This is a genomic window from Siccirubricoccus sp. G192 (genome assembly GCF_019084075.1).
Lineage (GTDB): Bacteria > Pseudomonadota > Alphaproteobacteria > Acetobacterales > Acetobacteraceae > G192.
On sequence record NZ_JAHREN010000001.1, the window covers coordinates 2186070 to 2204962 of the forward strand.

Sequence of the window (18893 nt, forward strand, 5' to 3'; positions counted from 1 at the left end):
CCGCTCACGCGGCCTCGTCCTCGCCGCCCTCGCCGAGATAGGCGGCGATCACCCGCGGCTCGGCGCGCACCACGGCGGGGGTGTCGTCGGCGATCAGCCTGCCATGGTCCAGCACCACCACCCGGTCACTGATTCGCATCACCACGCCCATGTCGTGCTCGATCAGCAGGATGGAGGTGCCCTGGCCGCGGATCAGCAGCAGCAGCCGCGCCAGGTCGTCGGATTCGCGCGGGTTGAGGCCGGCGGCGGGCTCGTCCAGGCAGAGCAGCGTGGGGGAGGTGCACATGGCCCGGGCGATCTCCAGCCGCCGCTGCGCGCCATAGGGCAGGGCGCCGGCCGGGTCGTCGGCGCGGTCGAGCAGGGTGGTGGCCTGGAGCCAGCGCCGCGCCGTCTCGACCGCCTCCCGCTCCGCGCGGGGATAGCGGGAAAGGCCGAGCACCGCGCCGATGCCCCAGCCGGTGGCGGCCATCAGGCGGTTGTGCTGCGCCACCAGCAGGTTTTCCAGCGCCGTCATGCCCGGGAACAGGCGGATGTTCTGGAAGGTGCGGGCCAGGCCGGCGCGGGCGATGCGGTAGCCGGGCAGGCGGTGCAGGTCGGTGGGCAGGGCGCCGGGATGATGCAGCCGGATGGCGCCGGCGCTCGGCCGGTAGAAGCCGGTGATGCAGTTGAAGACGGTGGTCTTGCCGGCGCCGTTCGGGCCGATCAGCGCGGTGATCTCGCCATGCAGCGCGGCGAAGGAAAGCTGGTCCACCGCGGTCAGCCCGCCGAAGCGCATGGTGAGCCCGGCGACCTCCAGGATCATGTTGCGGTGGATGCGGGGGGGGCTGATCATCCGCGTCCCTCGCCCACCAGGTCGCCGCCGATGGCGCGCCGTTCCCGGAGCGCGATGGAGGGCGTGCGGGTGCCGACCAGGCCGCGCGGCCGCAGCACCATGATGACCACCATGGCGCCGCCGAAGACCAGCATCCGCCATTCCTCAAGGTCGCGGAACAGCTCGAACCCGCCGATCATCACCAGCGCCGCGACCGCCACGCCGACCTGGCTGCCGAGCCCGCCCAGCACGACGATGGCCAGGATGATGGCGCTTTCGATGAAGGTGAAGCTTTCCGGGCTGATGAAGGCCTGGCGGGTGGCGAAGAAGGCGCCGGCGAAGCCGCCGAACATGGCGCCGAGCGCGAAGGCCGAGAGCTTGGTCGTGGTGACGTTGATGCCGAGCGCCCGGCAGGCGATCTCATCCTCGCGCAGCGCCTCCCAGGCGCGGCCGAGCGGCTGGCGGCGGAGCCGGATCGTGACCCAATTGGTCAGCAGCGCCAGGCCGAGGATCAGGTAGTAGAGGAAGATCACCCGGTGCACCGGCGAGGGCTCCAGTCCGAAGAAGCCGGCGAATGTTCCCTCGCCTCCTGCCATGGAGAAGGGCAGGCCGAAGAAGCTCGGGCGCGGGATGCCGCCGATGCCGTTGGGGCCGCCGGTCAGGCTGGCCCAATTGATCAGCAACACCCGGATGATCTCGCCGAAGGCCAGCGTCACGATCGCCAGGTAGTCGCCGCGCAGCCGGAGCACCGGGAAGCCCAGCAGGATGCCGGCGAAGGCGGCGAGAATCCCGGCCAGCGGCAGGCCGATCCAGAAGGAGAGGCCGAAATGCTGCGCCAGCAGCGCATAGGCATAGGCGCCGACCGCGTAGAAGGCGACATAGCCGAGGTCGAGCAGCCCGGCCAACCCGACCACGATGTTCAGCCCCCAGCCGAGCATCACATAGGTCAGCACCAGGATGCCGAGGTCGAGCTCGTAGCGGCCGATGCCGGGAATGGCGGGTAGCACCAGCGCCGCCGCCAGCATGGCCGGCGCGAAGAACCGCCCTGCCTGTTGCAGCCGCGCGGTCCAGGGGCCGGGCGCGGTGGAGGGGCGCAGCCCGCGCCGCCCGGTCCAGAGCACCAGTGCCAGCCGTCCGGCGAAGACCAGGCCGCAGAGGATCGCCACATCCGCCCAGCGGGTCCGCAGGAACAGCCCGCCGCCCGGCGCCACATCCGTGCGCAGCCCGACCAGGGGCGCGAAGAGGCCGAGCGCGACCAGGGCGCCGAGCGCGGCATCCTTCAGCGCGGCGGGGAGGTTCATACCTTCTCCACCTCCTGCCGGCCGAGCAGGCCCGTCGGCAGGAAGATCAGGGTGAGGATCAGGATGGAGAAGGCCGCCACATCCTTGTACTGCACGCTGAAATAGGCGCTCCAGAAGGTCTCGATCAGGCCGATCAGCAGCCCGCCCAGGACCGCGCCGGGCAGGCTGCCGATGCCGCCCAGCACCGCGGCGGTGAAGGCCTTCACCCCCGCGAGGAAGCCGATGTAGAAATCGATCACTCCATAGCGCAGCAGGTACATGGTGCCCGCCACCCCGGCCAGCGCGGTGCCGATCACGAAGGTCAGGCTGATGGTGCGGTCGGTGTCGATGCCGAGCAGCGCCGCCATCCGCTGGTCCTGCTCGCAGGCCCGCATGGCGCGGCCGAGCGGCGTGCGCGTGACCAGCAGGGTGAAGATCGCCAGCACCGCCAGGGTCACGCCGACGATCAGCATCTGCACATAGGAAAGTTGCACCACGAAGCCGCCTTCGCGGAATACCTCGATGCCGCCGGGCACCAGCGGCTCCAGCGGCTTCACCCGCGCGCCCTGGCTCACTTGCACGTAGTTCTGCAGCACGATGGACATGCCGATGGCGGTGATCAGCGGCGCCAGGCGGAAGCTGCCGCGCAGCGGCCGATAGGCCACGCGCTCCAGCGTCCAGCCATAGAGCGCGCTGAAGGCCATGGAAAACAGCAGCACCAGCAGGATCGCCGCCGGCCCGTCCATCAGCCCGCCGAGCTGCAGCAGCAGCACCGCGATCAGGGCGAGGAAGGCGCCGATCATAAAGACATCGCCATGCGCGAAGTTGATCATGCCGATGATGCCATAGACCATGGTGTAGCCCACCGCGATCAGGCCGTAGATCATACCCAGGCTGATCCCGTTGATCAGCTGCTGCAGCGCATAGGCCAAGCGGCTCTCCCGGCGCGTGATTCCCTGTCCGGCAAGGCTAGGGCAGCGGGTGCGGCTTGCGAAGGGGAAGTTGCCGTGTGCCTGGCGCGGGGCGATGATCCGCCGGAGTTCCAGTGGGAGGAAACGGCATGGACCACCTGATTCCAGCGGATACCGGCGAGCAAGGGCGGCTGCCGCCCCTGCCGGCCGAGCAATTGACGCCCGAGCAGCGGCGGGTGGCGGATGGCATCGCCGGCGGGCCGCGCGGCGCGCTCCGCGGGCCTTTCCCGGCCATGCTGCGCAGCCCCGAGGTCGCGGACCGCTTCCAGAAGGTGGGCGAGTATCTCCGCTTCAACAGCTCCATCCCGGCCGACCTGAACGAGATGGCCATCCTGATCACGGCCCGGGAATGGTCCGCGCAATTCGAATGGTACGCGCATCACATCCTGGCCATGAAGGCCGGCCTGCCGCCCGGGATCGCCGCGCAACTGGCTGAGGGCAAGCGGCCGGAGGGCATGACCGAGGACCAGCGGATCATCTACGACTTCTGCACCGAGCTGCACCGCACCCGCTTCGTCTCGGACGCCACCTATGCCGCCGCCAAGGCCCGGTTCGGCGAGCAGGGGGTGGTCGATCTCATCGCGGTCAGCGGCTACTACGTGGCGGTGGCGATGACGCTGAACGTGGCCCAGGTGCCGCTGCCGCCCGGCGTGGCCCCGCCGCTGGCGCCCCTGCCGGGCCGCTGAGCCCGAGGCGGCGCAGCACGGCCAGCCCCGCCAGCGTCACCAGGGCCAGGTGCCCGAAGCCCAGCCCCCAGGCCAACACGGCATCACCCGCTGGCCCCACCAGATCCAGCATCAGCCCGACGCCGAGCGGCCCGAGGAAGCCGCCGGCATAGCCCGCCATGCTGTGCAGCCCCATGGTGGCGCCGCGCAGCCCCGGCCCCGCCGCTTGCACCGTGCCGGCGGTCAGCGCCGAACTGTCCAGATAGATCGCCATGTTCCAGAGCAGCAGCAGTGCGAGCGCCAGGCCGAAGGACAGCCCCGCCATCCAGCCGGTGAGCAGCGAGAGCGCCGCTGCCGCCGCCATGGCCACGGTCACCACCCGGCCGCGGCCGAAGCGCTGCGCCACCTCGTTGCCGGTGATCGAGACCAGGATGCAGGCCAGCCCCACCAGGGTGAAGAGCACGGTCGGCCCCGGCATCCAGCCAGGCGCGCCGCCCTCCACCGCCGCGACGGTCAGGAAGGTCACGCCCCAGGCCCGCGCCGCCGCCAATTCCCAGGTATGCACCGTATAGCCGGCGATCCAGGCCATGGCCCGGCGATTGGCGAGGACCGGCCGGAAGTCCAGCAGCGCCCGCTTCGGCCCGGCCTCGCGCGAAGGCGGCGCGGCCGGCAGCACCGCCAGCGCGATGCCGAATCCCGCCGCCGCCGCCAGGGCGCCGAAGAGGAAGGCGGCCGGCGGCCCGGCCAGCGCGTCGAAGAGCCCCGCCACCAGGAAGGAGCAGGCGCCGGCGATCCCCACCCCCGCCGCATGCCAGGAGACGGCGCGGGATTGCGCCGCGCCCTCCAGCGGATCGGCGATCGCCTTCAGGCCGGGCATGTAGCAGCCGGCCCAGCCGATGCCGGCGACCGCGCGCAGCGCCAGGCCGGACCAGAAGCCCTCCGCCACGGTGGCGAAGCCGAGATGCGAGAGCGCCGTCAGCCCCGCGCCCAGCAGGTAGATGCGCCGCGCCGGCAGGCGGTCCGTCAGCGCCAGCAGCACCGGCACCGCCACCACATAGGCGGCGAAGAAGATGCCGATCAGCCAGCCGGCCTCGGTGCTGGTCAGCGACCAGGCATTGAGATAGGCCGGCAACAGCGCCGGCAGGGTGAAGGCGCCGATCTGCACCAGCACCTGCGCCGCGACGATGGCGGCGACGAAGCCCCGGCTGCCGGGTGGAGGCACGAGCCTAGCCGGCAATGCCCTCCAGCCGGTAGAAGCGCGCCGCGGTGCCGGCGAAGAGCGCCGCCTTCTCCTCGGTCGAGGTGCCGGCCGCCAGCTTCTTGCAGGCGTTCCAGAACACGCCGTAGCCGTAGCTGCCCTTGTCCACCGGGAAATTGCTCTCGAACATGCAGCGCCTCGCGCCGAACAGCCCGATGGTGGTGTCGATCCAGGGCCTCCAGGCTTCAGCCAGGGTGTCGGAGGAGGGCGGGTCGGGCTGCTCCTCGAAGCCCATGCCGTTGATCCGCATGCCGAGGCCGCCGAGCTTCACATGCACGTTCGGGCAGGTGGCGAGCTCGGTCATCCCTGCCTTCCAATCGGCGAAGACCTCGTCCCGCCTGCCGGCATAGCCGTGGATGCCGAGCGGCCCGCCGACATGATCGAGCACGATCCGCGTCTCCGGGAAGGCGCGGGCCAGGGCGGTGAGGTCCGGGATCTGCGGGTGGTAGAACCAGGCGTCGAAGGACAGGCCGAGCGGCGCCAGTTGCGCGAAGCCCTCGCGGAATTCGCGGCGGTGCAGCATGTCGCGCGGCGGCTGGTAGGCCGGGTTCATAATGACCGGGTCGGGGTCCCAGGCGGAGATGTGGCGGATGCCGCGGAAGCGGCCGCCGCCGGCCTGGACATGCGCCTCCAGCACCTCGCGCGCGCGGGCGCCGATCATCAGGTTCACATGGCCGACGATGCCGGCGGCGACCTTCGTCTCGCCATAGCCGCCACTGGCGCTCATTGCCGCGATGCCGTTGACGAATCCCGTCTCGCCCACCGGCCTGAATTCCTCCGGCCCCTCGGCACGGTGCATGGCGCGGCACTGCACGAAGACGGTGGCGGTGATGTTGTGGCCCTGGTTGGTATCCGCCAGCAATTCCGGCAGCAGGTAGCGCCAGCCCGGCCGGTCCCAGAGGTGATGGTGCGGATCGACGATCGGCAGGCCGGGCTCCAGTGCCGCCTCGCTGCGGCGGGCGAGCCAATCCTCCCGGACCGGCACGTAATGCACATGGGACGGGCTGATGGTGCTCATTGCGCATTCCCTGGACGTTGTTCGGCCGAAGGATAGGCCCGCTTCGCGCGGGTGCCCAAGCCCGCATCTGGCCAGCCGCCACGCCCCGCCCCTATGCTGCCGCCCGAGCAGGAGGGAGGGGATGCGCATGGTGCTGCCGCTGGAGGGGCTCAGGGTGATCGAGGTCGGGCAGGCCCTGGCCGGGCCGCTGGCCGGCGTCATCATGGCCGATATGGGCGCCGATGTTATCAAGGTGGAGAAGCCCGATGGCGGCGACGATGCCCGCGCCTGGGGGCCGCCCTGGGGGCCGGAGCTTGGCGGCGAGACCTCGCTCTATTTCCACGGCCAGAACCGCAACAAGCGCTCCGTCACGCTCGACATCAAGTCGCCGGAGGATGTGGCGGCGCTGCACAAGCTGGTGGAGGGCGCCGATATCCTCATCCAGAACCTCCGCCCCGGCGTGGTGGAGGAGCTCGGCATCGGGCCGGAGGCGATGCTGGAACGGCACCCGCGGCTGATCTACTGCTCGGTCTGGGCCTTCGGCTATCGGGGGCCGATGCGCCTCAACCCCGGCTTCGACCCGCTGTTGCAGGCCTATGGCGCGATGATGTCGCTGACCGGCCGCGCCGAGGACCCACCCACCTTCTGCGGCGCCTCCATCAACGACAAGGCGACCGGGATGTTCTGCGTCATCGGCGCGCTGGCGGCACTGCGCCGCCGCGACCGCACCGGCCAGGGCTGCGTGGTCGATACCTCCCTGTTCGAGACCGCCGTGCATTGGGTGGAGGGGCCGCTGAACGGCTATCTCGCCACCGGCAAGGTGCCGCAGCGCCATGGCACCGGCGGCACCGTGATCGTGCCCTACCAGGTCTTCGACACCGCCGACCGGCCGATCTGCCTGGCCGCGGGCAATGACCGCCTCTGGGCCCGCTGCGCCAGGGTGCTCGGCCACCCGGAATGGGGCAGCGACCCGCGCTTCGTCACCGGGCCGCAGCGCGTGCATAACAAGGCGGCGCTGATCCCGCTGATCGCCGATGTGTTGCGCGGTAATACCCGCGCGCATTGGCTGGCCGGGCTGGAGGCAGCGGGGGTGCCGAGCGGGCCGGTGAACGACATCGGCGAGCTGGCGGCGACCGAGCAACTCGCCGCGGTGGAGATCCTGCAAAGCCTGCCCGATGGTGGCCCCAGGGTCGTGGGCCTGCCGATCTCCTTCAACCGGCAGCGCCCGCGCTCGCAGCGCGGCGCGCCGAAGCTTGGCCAGCACAACAGGGAGGTGCTGGGCCGCGACTGATAGCAACGGATCGGTCCCTTGACCGGTCCGAGGCGCCAAACGGCGCCCGCCGGTTACGCCGTAGGCGCGCCTCCGGCATGGCTCGTGAAGCGTGCCTCCGGCACGACGCGATTGAGGACAGGGAAAACCATGCCAGCGGTCGATGAAATCGACCGCTGGGCTCAGCCGCCCTCGAAGCTGATGCCCAGCCGCTTGATGAGGTCGCGCTCCACCGGGATGCGGGCCGCGACCCATTTCTGGAAATCCTCGCCGGTCATGTAGAGGGTCGGCATGTCGAAGCGGGCGAGCATCGCCTGGTGCGCGGGGTCGAAGACCGCTTTCTTGAAGGCATCGTGCAGCACCTTGACCACCGCCGGGTCCATGCCCTTCGGCCCGGCCAGCCCATAGGGCGCGATGCCGCCGATATCGTGGCCGAGTTCCTTGATGGTCGGCGCATCCGGGAAGCGCTTCGCCCGGTCATTCGACCAGATCGCCAGGATGCGCATGCGCCCGGCATCCACATGCGGCGCCCAGCCGCTTGAATCCGCGATGGCGTCCACCTGGCCGGAGAGCAGCGCGGTGGTGGTCTCGGCCACGCCGCGATAGGGCACGTGCAGCCATTGCGTGCCCTCGCGCTCCATCACCTGCGCCATCACCAAGTGGCTGAGGCCGCCGACGCCCGAGGTGCCGACGCTGACCTGGCCGGGATTGGCGCGCATATGGTCCATCAGCGACTTCCAGTCCTGCCACGGCGCATCGCTGCGCACCACCAGGCCGGAGAGATAGCCGGTGATGGCCAGGATATAGGTGAAATCCGTCGCCGCATCCCAGGTCGCGGAGCGGGTCATGAAGGGGTGGCTCAGCACGCCCGAATGGATCTGGCCGATCGTATAGCCATCCGGCCGCGCCTGGCTGTGCAGCATGGCGGCGCCGAGCGTGCCGCGCGCGCCGGGGCGGTTCTCGATGATGACCGGCTGCCCCAGTTCCCGGCCCGCGATCTCGGCCAGCGCGCGCATCTGCCCATCGGTCGAGCCGCCGGGCGCCCAGGGCACGATGAGGCGGATCGGTCGCTCCGGGAAGCCCGCGGCCCGGCCCAGGGAGGGCACGAGGGATGGTGCGGCAAGGGCGGTGGCGGCGAGGCCCAGCAGGCCGCGCCGCGACGGGATGGCGGGTTCGCGCATCGGTTTCTCTCCCCTTTCCGGCGCATCGCCGGGTGCCGAGGAGGATAGGATGATCCGCGCCGGGCCGCGAAGGGTCAGCCCGCCAGCACCGCCTCCGCCTCCCGCACCACCCCTGCCAGGGCGCCTGGGGCGAAGGGCGAGACCAGCCCGGCCGAGGCCAGCAGCCCCTGGAAGGGCATGGAGCCGCCGCGGCCGCAGAGCGCCACGTAATCCGCCAAAGCCGCCTTCGCGTCCTGCCGTGAGCGCACCCAGAACTGCAAGGCGCAGCAGAGCGCCAGGGTGTAGTCGATGTAGTAGAAAGGCGAGTTGTAGATATGCTGCTTCGCCTGCCAGCGGCCGCCCTTCGCCGGGTATCCCAAGTCGCCGTAATCGGTCCAGGGCATGTAGCGCTGCTCCAGCCGCTGCCAGATCGCGTGGCGCTCGGCGGGCGTCGCCTCCGGGTTGGCATAGACCTCGTGCTGGAAGTGATCCACGCAGACGCCATAGGGCAGGAAGGCGAGCGAGGTGATGAGGTGCATGCGGCGGAACCGCTCCGCCGCATCCTCGCCCACCAGCAGGCCCATCTGCGGATGGGTCAGGAATTCCAGCCCCATGGAGTGGATCTCGGCCGCCTCCATGGTGGGCCAGAGGTAGTCCAGGCCGGGCTGGTCGCGGCTTTCCCAATTCTGGAAGGCGTGCCCCATCTCATGCGTGAAGACGCCGATGTCGTGATGCGTGCCGTTGAAATTGGCGAAGATGAAGGGCACGCCATGGGTCGGGAAGGAGGTGCAGAAGCCGCCGCCCGCCTTGCCCGGGCGGTTCCTGAGATCGAGGAAGCCGCCCTCCAGCATCATCCGGTAGAAATTGCCGAGGCGCGGGTCCATGCGGTCGAACATCTCCCGCGCCCGCGCCACCAGCACGTCGTGGTTACCCACCGGCTTCGGGTTGCCTGCCGGGTCCACCAGCGCCTCGTCCCAGAAGCGCAGCCGGTCCCAGCCATTCTCCTGGCGCCGCGCCTCCAGCAGCCGCGCCACCAGCGGCACCACATGCTCCGCCACCTGGTCGCGGTAGCGGGCGACATCGGCGGCATCATAATCGACGCGCCTGAGCCGCCGGTAGCCGAGCGGCGTGTAGTCGGCATAGCCCAGCTTCCGCGCCATGCCATGGCGCAGCCGCACCAGCGAATCATAAAGGCCATCGAGTTCCTCGCCATGCCTGGCGAAGAAATCCCAGCGCAGCGCCTCGGCCTGGTGGCGCATCGCGCGGTCCGGGCTTTCGGCGAAGGGGGCGAGTCCGGAGAGGTTCACGCTCTCCCCGCCGATCTCGGATCGCGCCGCGGCCAGCAACTCGGTGTAGCGGGCGCCGAGCCGCGCCTCCTCCTCCAGATCCGCCGCGATGGCGGGGTCGAAGGTGGTGATGTCGCTCTCCCAGAGCCGCAGCGCATGCGCCCCCGCAAGCGCCTCCAGCCCGGCCCGGTCGGGGTCGGCGAGCAGCCGGCGCTTGAGCGCGACCTCATGCTCCGTCGCCACCGGCGAGAGCGCATCGGCATATTCGCGGGCCGATTTGGCCTCGGTGCTGGTGGTGTCCTGCGCGAAGCGCAGATGCACCAGCGCGCTCCAACTGTCGTAGTCCCGCCGCAGCCGGTCCCAGCCGGAAAGCGCCTCCGCCCGTCCGGCGGCATCGCCACGGTCGAGCAGAGCGTTCAGGGCCGCATAGGCTTCGGCCAGGCTTTCCCGGCTCGGCGTCGCGACGGCGATATCGGCGAAGCGGATCGGCATGGAGGGTCAGCTCGTGCGGCGCTTGGCGGCGCCCCAGGCGCCGCGGGGCCGGCCGGGGCCGCGCTTGATCACCTGCGCGCCACGGGCCGAGCCTTGTTCCGCGGCCATCGCCACGGCGGTTTCCACATCCGCCGCGACGGCCTCCTGCAAGGTCTCCACCACGGCGGCGGGTTGGCCCTTGGCCTCGCCATCGATCAGCCGGGCGATGGCGCCATGCGTCTCCCAGACCGTGCCATTGCGCGAGCCGACATGCGGCTGGCCGTCCGGCAGCAGGAAGATGCGGCGCTGCATGGTGAGCCGGGCGACCTGCTCCGGCGTCGCCGGCTGGAATTCGATGCCGCCTTCCTTGGCGGCGCGAAGCTGTTCCTGGGTCAGTTGCACTGTCTTGTCTTTCCCCTCAATCGGGCCGGGCCGCGCGGGACCCAGGCCTTATTCAAACACTGTGGAACCCGGCCCTGTCAGGCCCGGCGCGGACCGCGCGGCGCCGGCTTCTGGTGGCGCGGCGCGGCGGATCTCGGCGCCCCATAGGGCGCGGCCGGCCGGGATGGACCGGATCGCGGCGCGGCGGAGCGTGGCCCGCCATAGGGCGTGGCGCGCGGTGCCTCGGCCGCCTCGATGCGGATATGCTCGTCCTCCTCGCCCGGCTTGCGCGCGGCGGCGGCGAAGCGGCTGGCGGCATAGGGCGCCACCTCGAAGCGCGTCTCCCGGTCCATCACCCGGATGCGGCCGATCTCCTGCCGCGTGACATGGCCGCGGCGGCAGAGGAAGGGCAGGATCCAGCGCGGATCGGCATTGCCCTGGCGGCCGAGATTCATCTTGAACCAGACCCCCTCGCCACCCGGCTCCCGCGGCTCGCGCATCGGCGGGGGCGGGCGGTCGGTGACCTCGGCCAATTCCTCCGGCGCCGGCAGCGGCCCGCGCATCACCCGCACCAGCAGCGCCGCCAGCGCCTCCGGCGGGCGTTCGGCCAGCAGGCCGCGGGCCAGGGCCAGATCCTCCTCGCCCACCTCCTCCTCGGCCATCGCCAGGGCCTGCGCCGCGATGCGCTCGCCATCCCGGGCGCGGATCGCCTCGGCGGTGGGGGCCGGCGCCCAGCTTGCCTTCACCTTCGCCGCCTGCAACAGCCGCTCGGCAGCGCGGCGGCGGTTGTGCGGCACCAGCAGCGCACTGACGCCCTTGCGCCCGGCCCGGCCGGTGCGGCCGCTGCGATGCAGCAGCGTCTCCGGGTCCTTCGGCAATTCGGCATGGATCACCAGCGCCAGGTCGGGCAGGTCGATGCCGCGCGCCGCCACGTCGGTGGCGACGCAGACCCGCGCTCTGCCATCGCGCAATCCCTGCATGGCACGGTTCCGCTCCGCCTGGCTCAACTCGCCGGAAAGGGCCACGGCGGAGAAGCCGCGCTCCGCCAGGTTGCCATGCAGCCGCGCCACCGCGGCGCGCGTCGTGCAGAAGACCAGGGCGCTGCCGGCATCGTGGAAGCGCAGCACGTTCACCACCGCGCGCTCGATCTCGTGCGGGGCGATCAGCAGCGCCTGGTAGTCGATATCGCCATGCTGGTCGCCCTCGGCGGTGGCGGCGATGCGCAGCGCGTCGCGCTGATAGCCGCGGGCCAGCGCCGCGATGCCGCGCGGCACGGTGGCCGAGAAGAGCAGGGTGCGCCGCTCGGCCGGCGTGGTTTCCAGGATCGCCTCCAGCTCCTCGCGGAAGCCGAGGTCGAGCATCTCGTCGGCCTCGTCCAGCACGACGACGCGCATCGCCTCCGGCCGCAGGTTGCCGCGTTCCAGATGGTCGCGCAGCCGCCCCGGCGTGCCGACCACGATATGCGCGCCATGCCCAAGCGCGCGGCGCTCCGCCACTGGATCGGTGCCGCCGACGCAGGCCACCACGCGGCCGCCGGCCTTGGCATAGAGCCAGGCGAGCTCGCCCTGCACCTGCAAGGCCAGCTCCCGCGTCGGCGCCACCACCAAAGCGAGTGGTGCGGCGGCCTGCGGCAGGCGCTCGGCCTCGCCCAGCACCTCCGGCACCATCGCAAGGCCATAGGCGACCGTCTTGCCGGAGCCGGTCTGGGCGGAAACCAGCAGGTCGCGCCCGAGCGTCGCCGGCTCCAGCACCGCGGCCTGCACGGCGGTGGGCTCGGCATAGCCGCGTTCGGTGAGGGCGGCTTGCAGCGGCGGGGGCAGGGGGGGGGAAGGGCATTGCGGAATCCAGTGTCAATTCAGGCGACGAGCCGCGAGCGGCGCTGCTGCCGCAATACATCCTCGATCCAGCGGTCGAGCCGGGCAGTTTCCGCCTCGGCCTCGGCGCGGTCGGGATAGGCCTCCTCGAAGCGGAGCGACAGCCAGCGCCAGGCGACCAGGCGCTTATGGGTCTTCTCGGCGCGCTCCAGCTCCTCGCGGGTGGCGCGTTCCGGGGCGGGCAGGCGGCCGGCGGTGGGGGGCGCCACCGGGCGGCCGCCGCCATGCTCCACCGCCCAGCGGGCGAGGCGGGAGACGCCGTTGTCCCGCTCATCCACCGGACACAGCGCATAGGTCCAGCGGTCGAGCAGACCGAGGCCGCCCACGCCATCCACCGCGGAGGCCACCGCCAGCGCCTGTTCCATGTCGGCCAGGCGGTAATTCGGGTCATCGGTGCGGAGCACGGCGCGGCGGATTCGGGAGAGCACGCCGTAGAGGCTGTCCGAGCCGATCTCGGCCGCGACGGCCGCGACGATATCGGCATCCGGCTGCACCTGCGGCCGCAGGTCCTGCGGCACCGCGGGCGGCGCGTTCAGCATCATGCGCACGAAATCCGGGCTGCCGCCGCCGGCCAGGACGGAGACCACGCCTTCCTCGAACCGCCCGAAGCGGCCGGCGCGGCCGCCGATCTGCTTGATCTCCTGCGCGTTCAGCTCGCGCTTGCCCTCACCGTCGAATTTGCGGAGCGTCGAGAAGACCACGCGGCGAATCGGCAGGTTCAACCCCATGCCGATGGCATCCGTCGCCACCAGCACATCGGCATCGCCATCGCGGAAGCGGGCGGCTTCGGCGCGCCGCACCTCCGGGCTGAGCGCGCCATAGACCACGGCGACGCGCTTGCCGCGCTTCACCAATTCGGCGCGGAAATCCAGGACGTCGCGGCGGGAGAAGGCCACCAGCGCATCACCGGATTTGAGGTCGCCGAGCGCCACCGGTTTGGAAGCCGGGGTGAGCGGTCCCTTGCGCTCCAGTGTCACCTCCTCCATCGGGTCGCCGCAGAGGCCGGCGATACGGCGCACCAGGGTCGCGCATTCCGGCGCTCCGAGCACAAACACGTCCCGCGCCGGGGCGCCCATGATGGCGGCGGTCCAGGCGGCGCCGCGGTCGCGGTCCTGCAGCATCTGCGCCTCATCCACCACGGCGACATCGACCGGGGCCTGGAAGGGGCACATCTCGACCGTGGCGGCGAGGTGCCGGCTGCCCGGCACCGGCATCCGCTCCTCGCCGGTGGAGAGCGAGGCGGCGATGCCGCGGCTGCCGAGCGCCTCGCGGGATTCATGCGCGAGCAGGCGGAGCGGCGCCAGCGCCAACCCGCTTTCCGCCTGGGCCAGCCGGTCCAGCGCGGTATGGCTCTTGCCCGAATTGGTCGGGCCGGTGACCAGGGTGATGCGCCGGTTCAGGGCGCGCGCCGTGGCGAAATGCCCGGCATAGCGATCGAGCGCCGCGACCCGCGCCACCGCGGCATTCGCACCACGGCCGAGCTTCAGCGCCGGCGCGGCGGGCTTGCCGCGCTTCCTGCCGGTGGCCGGTGGCTGCTCCGTCTCCCGCCAGGTGATGACCTGGGGGCGCAGCTTCACCAGTTCAGCGGGGTCGGATTCCCAGCGCTCCTGGCCCTTGCCGCGGGCGGGGATGCGGCGGGCCACCGGGATCAGGTTCAGCCCGATCCAGCGCAGCGCCTCCTTGTCGGAACAGCCGAGCAGGCCGGGCACCTGGCGGAATTCCACCAGGCTGCGTTCCCATTCCCGCAGCCGCGCCTCCTCCTCGCGCCGCAGTGCGCGGGCGGCGGCCTCGGCGGCGCGGTGCTCCTGGCGGCGGCGGGCCTCGACCTGGGCCACGGCACTGACGAAGCGGGTGGCGGCGGGGCCTTCCAGCCCATGCGCCGCGGCGATGGCGCGGGCCAGTTCCTCATGCCGTTCGGCCGGCAGCGGGCCGAGCCCGGCATCGGCGATCTCGGCCACCACGCTCTCGATGGCCGCGCCGGGCTTGGCGCCGGCGGCGCGGAAGCGGACGGCCAGCACGGCATCGAGCGCCGCCAGTAAGGCGCCATCATCGGCCAAGGGATCGGTGATGGCGGCCGCGGCAGTGGTGGAATCGGCCCGGCGCACCCAGATGCGGCCGGCCCGGTTGGCCAGGTCGTTGAGCCGGGCGGTCCAGCCGCGGCGGCGCACCTCGCAGAGCGCCTGGCCAATCGAATCGGCATCGGCGGGCATGCGCCGCTCGACCAGCCGGATCAGCATCGGCATCTCGCGCGGCGTGACGGTGAAGGCGCCGGTCTCGATGGCGGCCTCGATCGCCGCTTCGGCGGGGGAGGCGCTGGGGCGGCGCGGTTCCAGGAAGGCCACGGGCGTGGCAAGGCTGTCTTCCGGGCTTTCGCCCAGACTGGGGAAAACCCCGGTGGAGTCGTTCAAACCATGATCTCCGCGGCCCGATCGGGGCTGCGTTGGGAGTGTGCCGGTGCGCCTTGGGCCTGCCCCGGCTGGGGCTGCGGCGTCCGGCGAGTGGGCCTGGATAGGCTTCTGGATGGCGGCGCCGGGACGAAACCCTGCCCGAGGCCGCAACGGCCAGTCCGGCAGGCAGCCGGTTCGTCGGCGCGGCTGGGCAGGATGTAGTGTATCCTGCCTGGAATTGCCACCACCGCCTCCGGGTTCCATGTTGCGCCGCGAAAAATTGGCCGGGCGGGGTAAAGAGCAGAGGTGAAGGACGATCTTGGGACCCCGCCGCCGGCGGCTGTCACCTGGCGGGGGCCCGAGCGCCGCCTGCTGCTCGGCATCCTGTTCATCTGCCTGGCGGGGCTGCTGTTTCCGGTGATGGGCGGCTTCGCCAAGATCCTGGGGGCCGACTATTCCTCGCTCCAGGTCTCCTGGGCGCGGGCCTTCGGCCATATCCTGTTCATGCTGGCCACATTCCTGCCGCGCTACGGGCCCGGGATGCTGCGGACCCGGCGGCCGGGGCTGCAATTGGCGCGGTCGGCGACGCTCTTCACCTCCAATCTCTGTTTCTTCTATGCCGTCACCTTCATCCCGCTGGCCCAGGCCGCCTCGATCAGCCTCACCGCGCCGCTGATCGTGGCCATCCTGGCCTGGCCGATGCTGGGGGAGCGCACCACGCCGGGGCGGGTCGCCGCGCTGCTGGTGGGCTTCGCGGGCGTGCTGATCGTGATCCGGCCGGGGATGGCGGTGTTCCACTGGGCCTCGGTCTTCGTGCTGGCCAGCGCGACCTCCTACGGAATCTACCAGATCCTGACCCGGCGGATCGCCGGCACCGACCCGCCGGAGACCTCGGCCTTCTACAGTTCCGCCGTCGGCGCCTTCGGCATGCTGCTGGTGATCCCCTTCGTCTGGAAGACGCCGGCCACCCTGTTCGACCTGGCGCTGTTCTGCGGCACCGGGGTGCTGGGCGCGCTCGGGCATTACTGCGTGGCGCGGGCGATGACCTATGCGCCGGCCAATATCATCTCGCCCTTCCAGTATTTCCAACTCCTGGGCTCGGTGGCGGTGGGCTGGCTGTTCTTCGCCGACCTGCCGGATGCGGCCACCTGGCTCGGCGCCGGGATCATCATCGCCGCCGGGCTTTATATCGGCTGGAGCCAGACGAGGGCGAAGCCACCGGCGGCGTGATGCCGCGCCGGGAAATGCAGGCCCGCCTGCGGCGTTGTCCCGGCCATGAAGCCCGATGACGCCAATGGCAGGCTGCCGCCGGACCAGCGCCCCTTCCGGGTGCTGCTGATCGCCGGCTCCAACCGGCGGCAATACAACTGCCCCGGGGTGGATTCGAAATCCCGCGCGCTGATGCTGCGCATGGCCGGGCGCCTGCCGCAGGACTGGGAGACCGACTACGAGGATCTCGGCAATGTCTATGGCCGGGCGCGCATCCAGAGTTGCAATGCCTGCGTCTCAACCGCCATGGCGCTCTGCGTCTGGCCCTGCAATTGCTACGAGCCGGGCAACAAGGACGAGCCCGACCTGATGTGGGACCTCGACCTCTATGCAAGGCTCGACCTGGCCGATGCCTGGGCGGTGATCGGACCGGTGAATTGGTATGCGCCCAGCAGCAACCTGAAGCTGATGTTCGACCGCCTGGTCTGCATGAATGGCGGCAACCCGCGCGAGGAGCTGATCCGGCACAAGGACCCGGAACTCGCCATGAAGCTGGAACGGTCGCCGGAATGGGAGGCGCTCAGCCTCAACCACCTGGAGGGCCGCACCGCCGGGTTCTTCTGCTACACCGATGACGGGGCCAATGAGATCGGCGCCACCGGCCGCCCGAAGATCCTGCGCCACAAAGACTGGTTCGACCCGGCGCGGGAACCCTTCGAGGACGAGCGCCAGGCCTATGCGCCGCTGGTCTGGCAATGCCGCTATGGCGGGGTGGAGGTGCCGGATGCGCTCTGGGCCCATGCCCGTACCGGGGTCGGCCTGCCCTATAGCCAGAACCAGGCCGAGGACATGGTGCGCGAGGACGGCTTCATGCGCGCCTTCGATGCCTGGACCGGCCGCTTCGCCGAATTCGTCGCGGCCAAGGGCAGGGTGGAGCCCGGCCAATGGCGGGCCTATGGCCACCGGGTGCCGGGCCACCGCTTCGCCGATCTCCGGCTGAAATGGCGGGAATGGCGGATGGGCCTCGGCCTGCCGCCCGCCGGTTCCTCCCCGGCGGAGCAGCAGGCGGGCGGGCTGAACCAGGACGCGACGCTGCGGCCGGCAACCGGCGAGGGCGAGAAACTGCGGCGCTGAGCCTCATCCGATCAGGCGGCGCAGCCCGGCGGCATAACGCGCGGCGGCGGCGCCGAGCCGCGAGGCTTCCGCCGGCCAGGCGCCGCAGGACGCGGCGGCCATGCTGCAGGCACCCATCTGGAAGGCCAGGTAGCAGATGCCATAGAGGCGCAGCAGGTCCGGGCTGATCGGCCGGCCGGTGTCCCGCTCCAGCGCGGCGCGGAGGGTCTCGGCATCCAGGCCAAGCTCCACCACCGCCCCCGCGATGTCCCAGGCCAGGTCCTGGCAGCCCAGCAGGTCGTGCCCGGCATGGTGGTCCACCGCGTCCGATTTCAGCAGGCGCCCATCGGGCAGGACCAGCCATTCCCAAGGGTGCAACCTGTTGTCGGTGGCGATGCGCCGGACCGTGGCCTCAAGGCAGGGCAGATCGGGCTCGCGCCGGCGCAGGGCATGGGTGGCGGCTTCGCCCAGGGCCTCGGCGGTGTTCCGGCGGGCCATCTCCCAGAGCAGGGCGAGCGGGGCGCCGGTGCCAGGCCCGGCCGGGAAATGCCGGGCGCGGAAGCCGAGATAGCGCAGCAGCGGCGCGAGGAGGGCCGCCGGATCGTGGGGGCACTGGTCCAGGCCGCGGGCTTCGGGCAGGAATTCCTCTACCAGGAAGCCGTGGCGGCGGCCGGCCACCGGGGGCGACAAGCCGGCCTCGGCGAGGGCGGCCGCCATGCCCGCCTGCCGCGCCGCATCCGCACCCAGCCCGGTGAATTTCAGCAGCCAGGGACGCCCCCCCAGCCCGCAGCAGGAATTTGCGGCGCTCCTGCTGCGGATTCACCGCGGGCCACTCGGCTTCCGAGGCATAGCGGAGGGCGCGCCAGCCGCCGCCGGAAATGTCACGCAGCGGCGCCTCGGCCAGGCCGGTCAGATCGGCCACCCAGGCAGGCAGGCGGTGCCGCGGGTCGGGGGCCTCCAGGACCAGCGCATCGAAGCTGGTGAGGTGGCGCGGCGCGGATTGCCAGCGGGCGCGGTGGCGCGGGCTGGCCATGGGGCCGGGATCACCGGCATGGCCCGGGAAGAAATGCAGGCGGCCTGGGGCGACACCGCCATCCTCCAGGAAATCCGCGACCGCGCCCATGGAACTGCCGGAAAGGCCCGGCCCCTCATCCACGATGGCGAAATCGCCGGCGCCCTCCAGCAGCGCGGCGGCGGCCGATGGCGAGAGGGCAAGCTGCCGCCCGAAGGGATGCCCCACCGGCCGCAGCGTGACCGGCGGTGCTGCGCCCAGCGCGCTGGCCACCAGGCTCGCCAGCGGCGCGCCGATGCTGCGCAGTCCGATGACCCGGGTTTGCGGGCCAAGCCCCGCCTTGGCCGCCGCGTCCAGATAGGCTTCGGGATAGAGGGCGTAGAAGGCGAAGCCCTCGGCGCGTTTCGGCGCGATGGTCTCCGGCAGCGGCCCTGGCAGCACGGGTTCCGGCAGCGGCGGCAGCCGGGTGAAGGCGCTGGACCAGGAGAGCCCGATGGCCTCGGCCAGGCGCAGCAGTAGCGCCATCGCGGCATCCTGCAGCGGCGATGGCGCGTCATGGCCGCGCTGCTCGAACTCCGCATCCGCCAGGCCCTGCGCCAATTCCCCGGCGGCCACGAAGGCATCGGCCAGGGCGCCGTGGCGGATGATGCCCGGCGGCATCGCCGCTGTATCGCGCAGCGCCTGGGCGAGGGCGGCCAGCAAGGCCTGCGGTGGCTCCCGCCGCGGGGCGTCACCGAAGACCAGCATC

At 71.5% G+C, this 18893-nt stretch carries 16 protein-coding genes; 4 read left to right on the forward strand and 12 right to left on the reverse strand.

The genetic code is table 11. The features are described from left to right. Positions 1 to 4: 4 nt before the first annotated feature. The 3 genes from KSF81_RS10380 to KSF81_RS10390 are packed head-to-tail and all read right to left on the reverse strand — an operon-like array spanning position 5 to position 3023. Positions 5 to 832, reverse strand: a complete 828-nt coding sequence (locus KSF81_RS10380; protein WP_254453450.1) for an ABC transporter ATP-binding protein — start codon at positions 830 to 832, stop codon at positions 5 to 7. Further along, positions 829 to 2112: a high-affinity branched-chain amino acid ABC transporter permease LivM gene (livM, locus tag KSF81_RS10385; RefSeq protein ID WP_217378913.1), complete on the reverse strand. Its 1284-nt coding sequence runs from the start codon at positions 2110 to 2112 to the stop codon at positions 829 to 831. Before livM ends, KSF81_RS10380 begins: the two co-directional genes overlap by 4 nt. Next, entirely contained in the window at positions 2109 to 3023 is a 915-nt protein-coding gene (locus tag KSF81_RS10390) for an ABC transporter permease subunit (RefSeq protein WP_217378914.1), read from the reverse strand. Before KSF81_RS10390 ends, livM begins: the two co-directional genes overlap by 4 nt. A gap of 128 nt (positions 3024 to 3151) precedes the next feature. On the opposite strand from KSF81_RS10390, the gene KSF81_RS10395 reads away from it, so the two are divergent. Beyond that, on the forward strand, positions 3152 to 3748 hold the full coding sequence (locus KSF81_RS10395) for a carboxymuconolactone decarboxylase family protein (protein WP_217378915.1): 597 nt from the start codon (positions 3152 to 3154) through the stop codon (positions 3746 to 3748). On the opposite strand, the gene KSF81_RS10400 is transcribed toward KSF81_RS10395, so the two are convergent. Further along, complete coding sequence (locus tag KSF81_RS10400) at positions 3648 to 4949, reverse strand: MFS transporter (protein WP_217378916.1); 1302 nt, start codon at positions 4947 to 4949, stop codon at positions 3648 to 3650. The genes KSF81_RS10395 and KSF81_RS10400 overlap by 101 nt on opposite strands. 4 nt (positions 4950 to 4953) lie before the next feature. Continuing rightward, positions 4954 to 6003, reverse strand: coding sequence for an amidohydrolase (locus tag KSF81_RS10405; protein WP_217378917.1), 1050 nt, complete (start codon positions 6001 to 6003; stop codon positions 4954 to 4956). Positions 6004 to 6124: 121 nt separating this feature from the next. Here KSF81_RS10405 and KSF81_RS10410 point away from each other — a divergent pair, with 121 nt between their 5' ends. Next, positions 6125 to 7273 carry a CaiB/BaiF CoA-transferase family protein gene (locus KSF81_RS10410; RefSeq protein ID WP_217378918.1) on the forward strand — a complete coding sequence of 383 codons (1149 nt, stop codon included), beginning with the start codon at positions 6125 to 6127 and terminating at the stop codon, positions 7271 to 7273. Positions 7274 to 7434: 161 nt separating this feature from the next. Here the strand turns inward: KSF81_RS10410 and KSF81_RS10415 are convergent, their stop codons facing one another. The 5 genes from KSF81_RS10415 to KSF81_RS10435 form a co-directional block, all read right to left on the reverse strand. After that, positions 7435 to 8433 (reverse strand): tripartite tricarboxylate transporter substrate binding protein, encoded by a 999-nt coding sequence (locus KSF81_RS10415; RefSeq protein ID WP_217378919.1) that lies wholly within the window; start codon positions 8431 to 8433, stop codon positions 7435 to 7437. 74 nt (positions 8434 to 8507) lie between these two features. Continuing rightward, complete coding sequence (locus KSF81_RS10420) at positions 8508 to 10190, reverse strand: M3 family oligoendopeptidase (RefSeq protein ID WP_217378920.1); 1683 nt, start codon at positions 10188 to 10190, stop codon at positions 8508 to 8510. A gap of 6 nt (positions 10191 to 10196) precedes the next feature. Then, positions 10197 to 10571, reverse strand: a complete 375-nt coding sequence (locus tag KSF81_RS10425; protein ID WP_217378921.1) for a hypothetical protein — start codon at positions 10569 to 10571, stop codon at positions 10197 to 10199. A gap of 77 nt (positions 10572 to 10648) precedes the next feature. Then, entirely contained in the window at positions 10649 to 12313 is a 1665-nt protein-coding gene (locus tag KSF81_RS10430; RefSeq protein ID WP_309139532.1) for a DEAD/DEAH box helicase, read from the reverse strand. Between the two features lie 92 nt (positions 12314 to 12405). Continuing rightward, positions 12406 to 14766: a helicase-related protein gene (locus tag KSF81_RS10435; protein WP_375293369.1), complete on the reverse strand. Its 2361-nt coding sequence runs from the start codon at positions 14764 to 14766 to the stop codon at positions 12406 to 12408. A gap of 351 nt (positions 14767 to 15117) precedes the next feature. Between KSF81_RS10435 and KSF81_RS10440 the strand changes: the two genes are divergently transcribed. After that, positions 15118 to 16041 carry a DMT family transporter gene (locus tag KSF81_RS10440; protein ID WP_217378922.1) on the forward strand — a complete coding sequence of 308 codons (924 nt, stop codon included), beginning with the start codon at positions 15118 to 15120 and terminating at the stop codon, positions 16039 to 16041. Between the two features lie 45 nt (positions 16042 to 16086). Continuing rightward, positions 16087 to 17154 carry an NAD(P)H-dependent oxidoreductase gene (locus tag KSF81_RS10445; RefSeq protein WP_217378923.1) on the forward strand — a complete coding sequence of 356 codons (1068 nt, stop codon included), beginning with the start codon at positions 16087 to 16089 and terminating at the stop codon, positions 17152 to 17154. Positions 17155 to 17157: 3 nt separating this feature from the next. Here the strand turns inward: KSF81_RS10445 and KSF81_RS10450 are convergent, their stop codons facing one another. Both KSF81_RS10450 and KSF81_RS10455 read right to left on the reverse strand, forming a co-directional pair. Then, positions 17158 to 17631 (reverse strand): hypothetical protein, encoded by a 474-nt coding sequence (locus KSF81_RS10450; RefSeq protein ID WP_217378924.1) that lies wholly within the window; start codon positions 17629 to 17631, stop codon positions 17158 to 17160. After that, entirely contained in the window at positions 17546 to 18892 is a 1347-nt protein-coding gene (locus KSF81_RS10455; RefSeq protein ID WP_217378925.1) for a hypothetical protein, read from the reverse strand. The genes KSF81_RS10450 and KSF81_RS10455 overlap by 86 nt, the downstream gene beginning before the upstream one ends. Position 18893: the final 1 nt, after the last annotated feature.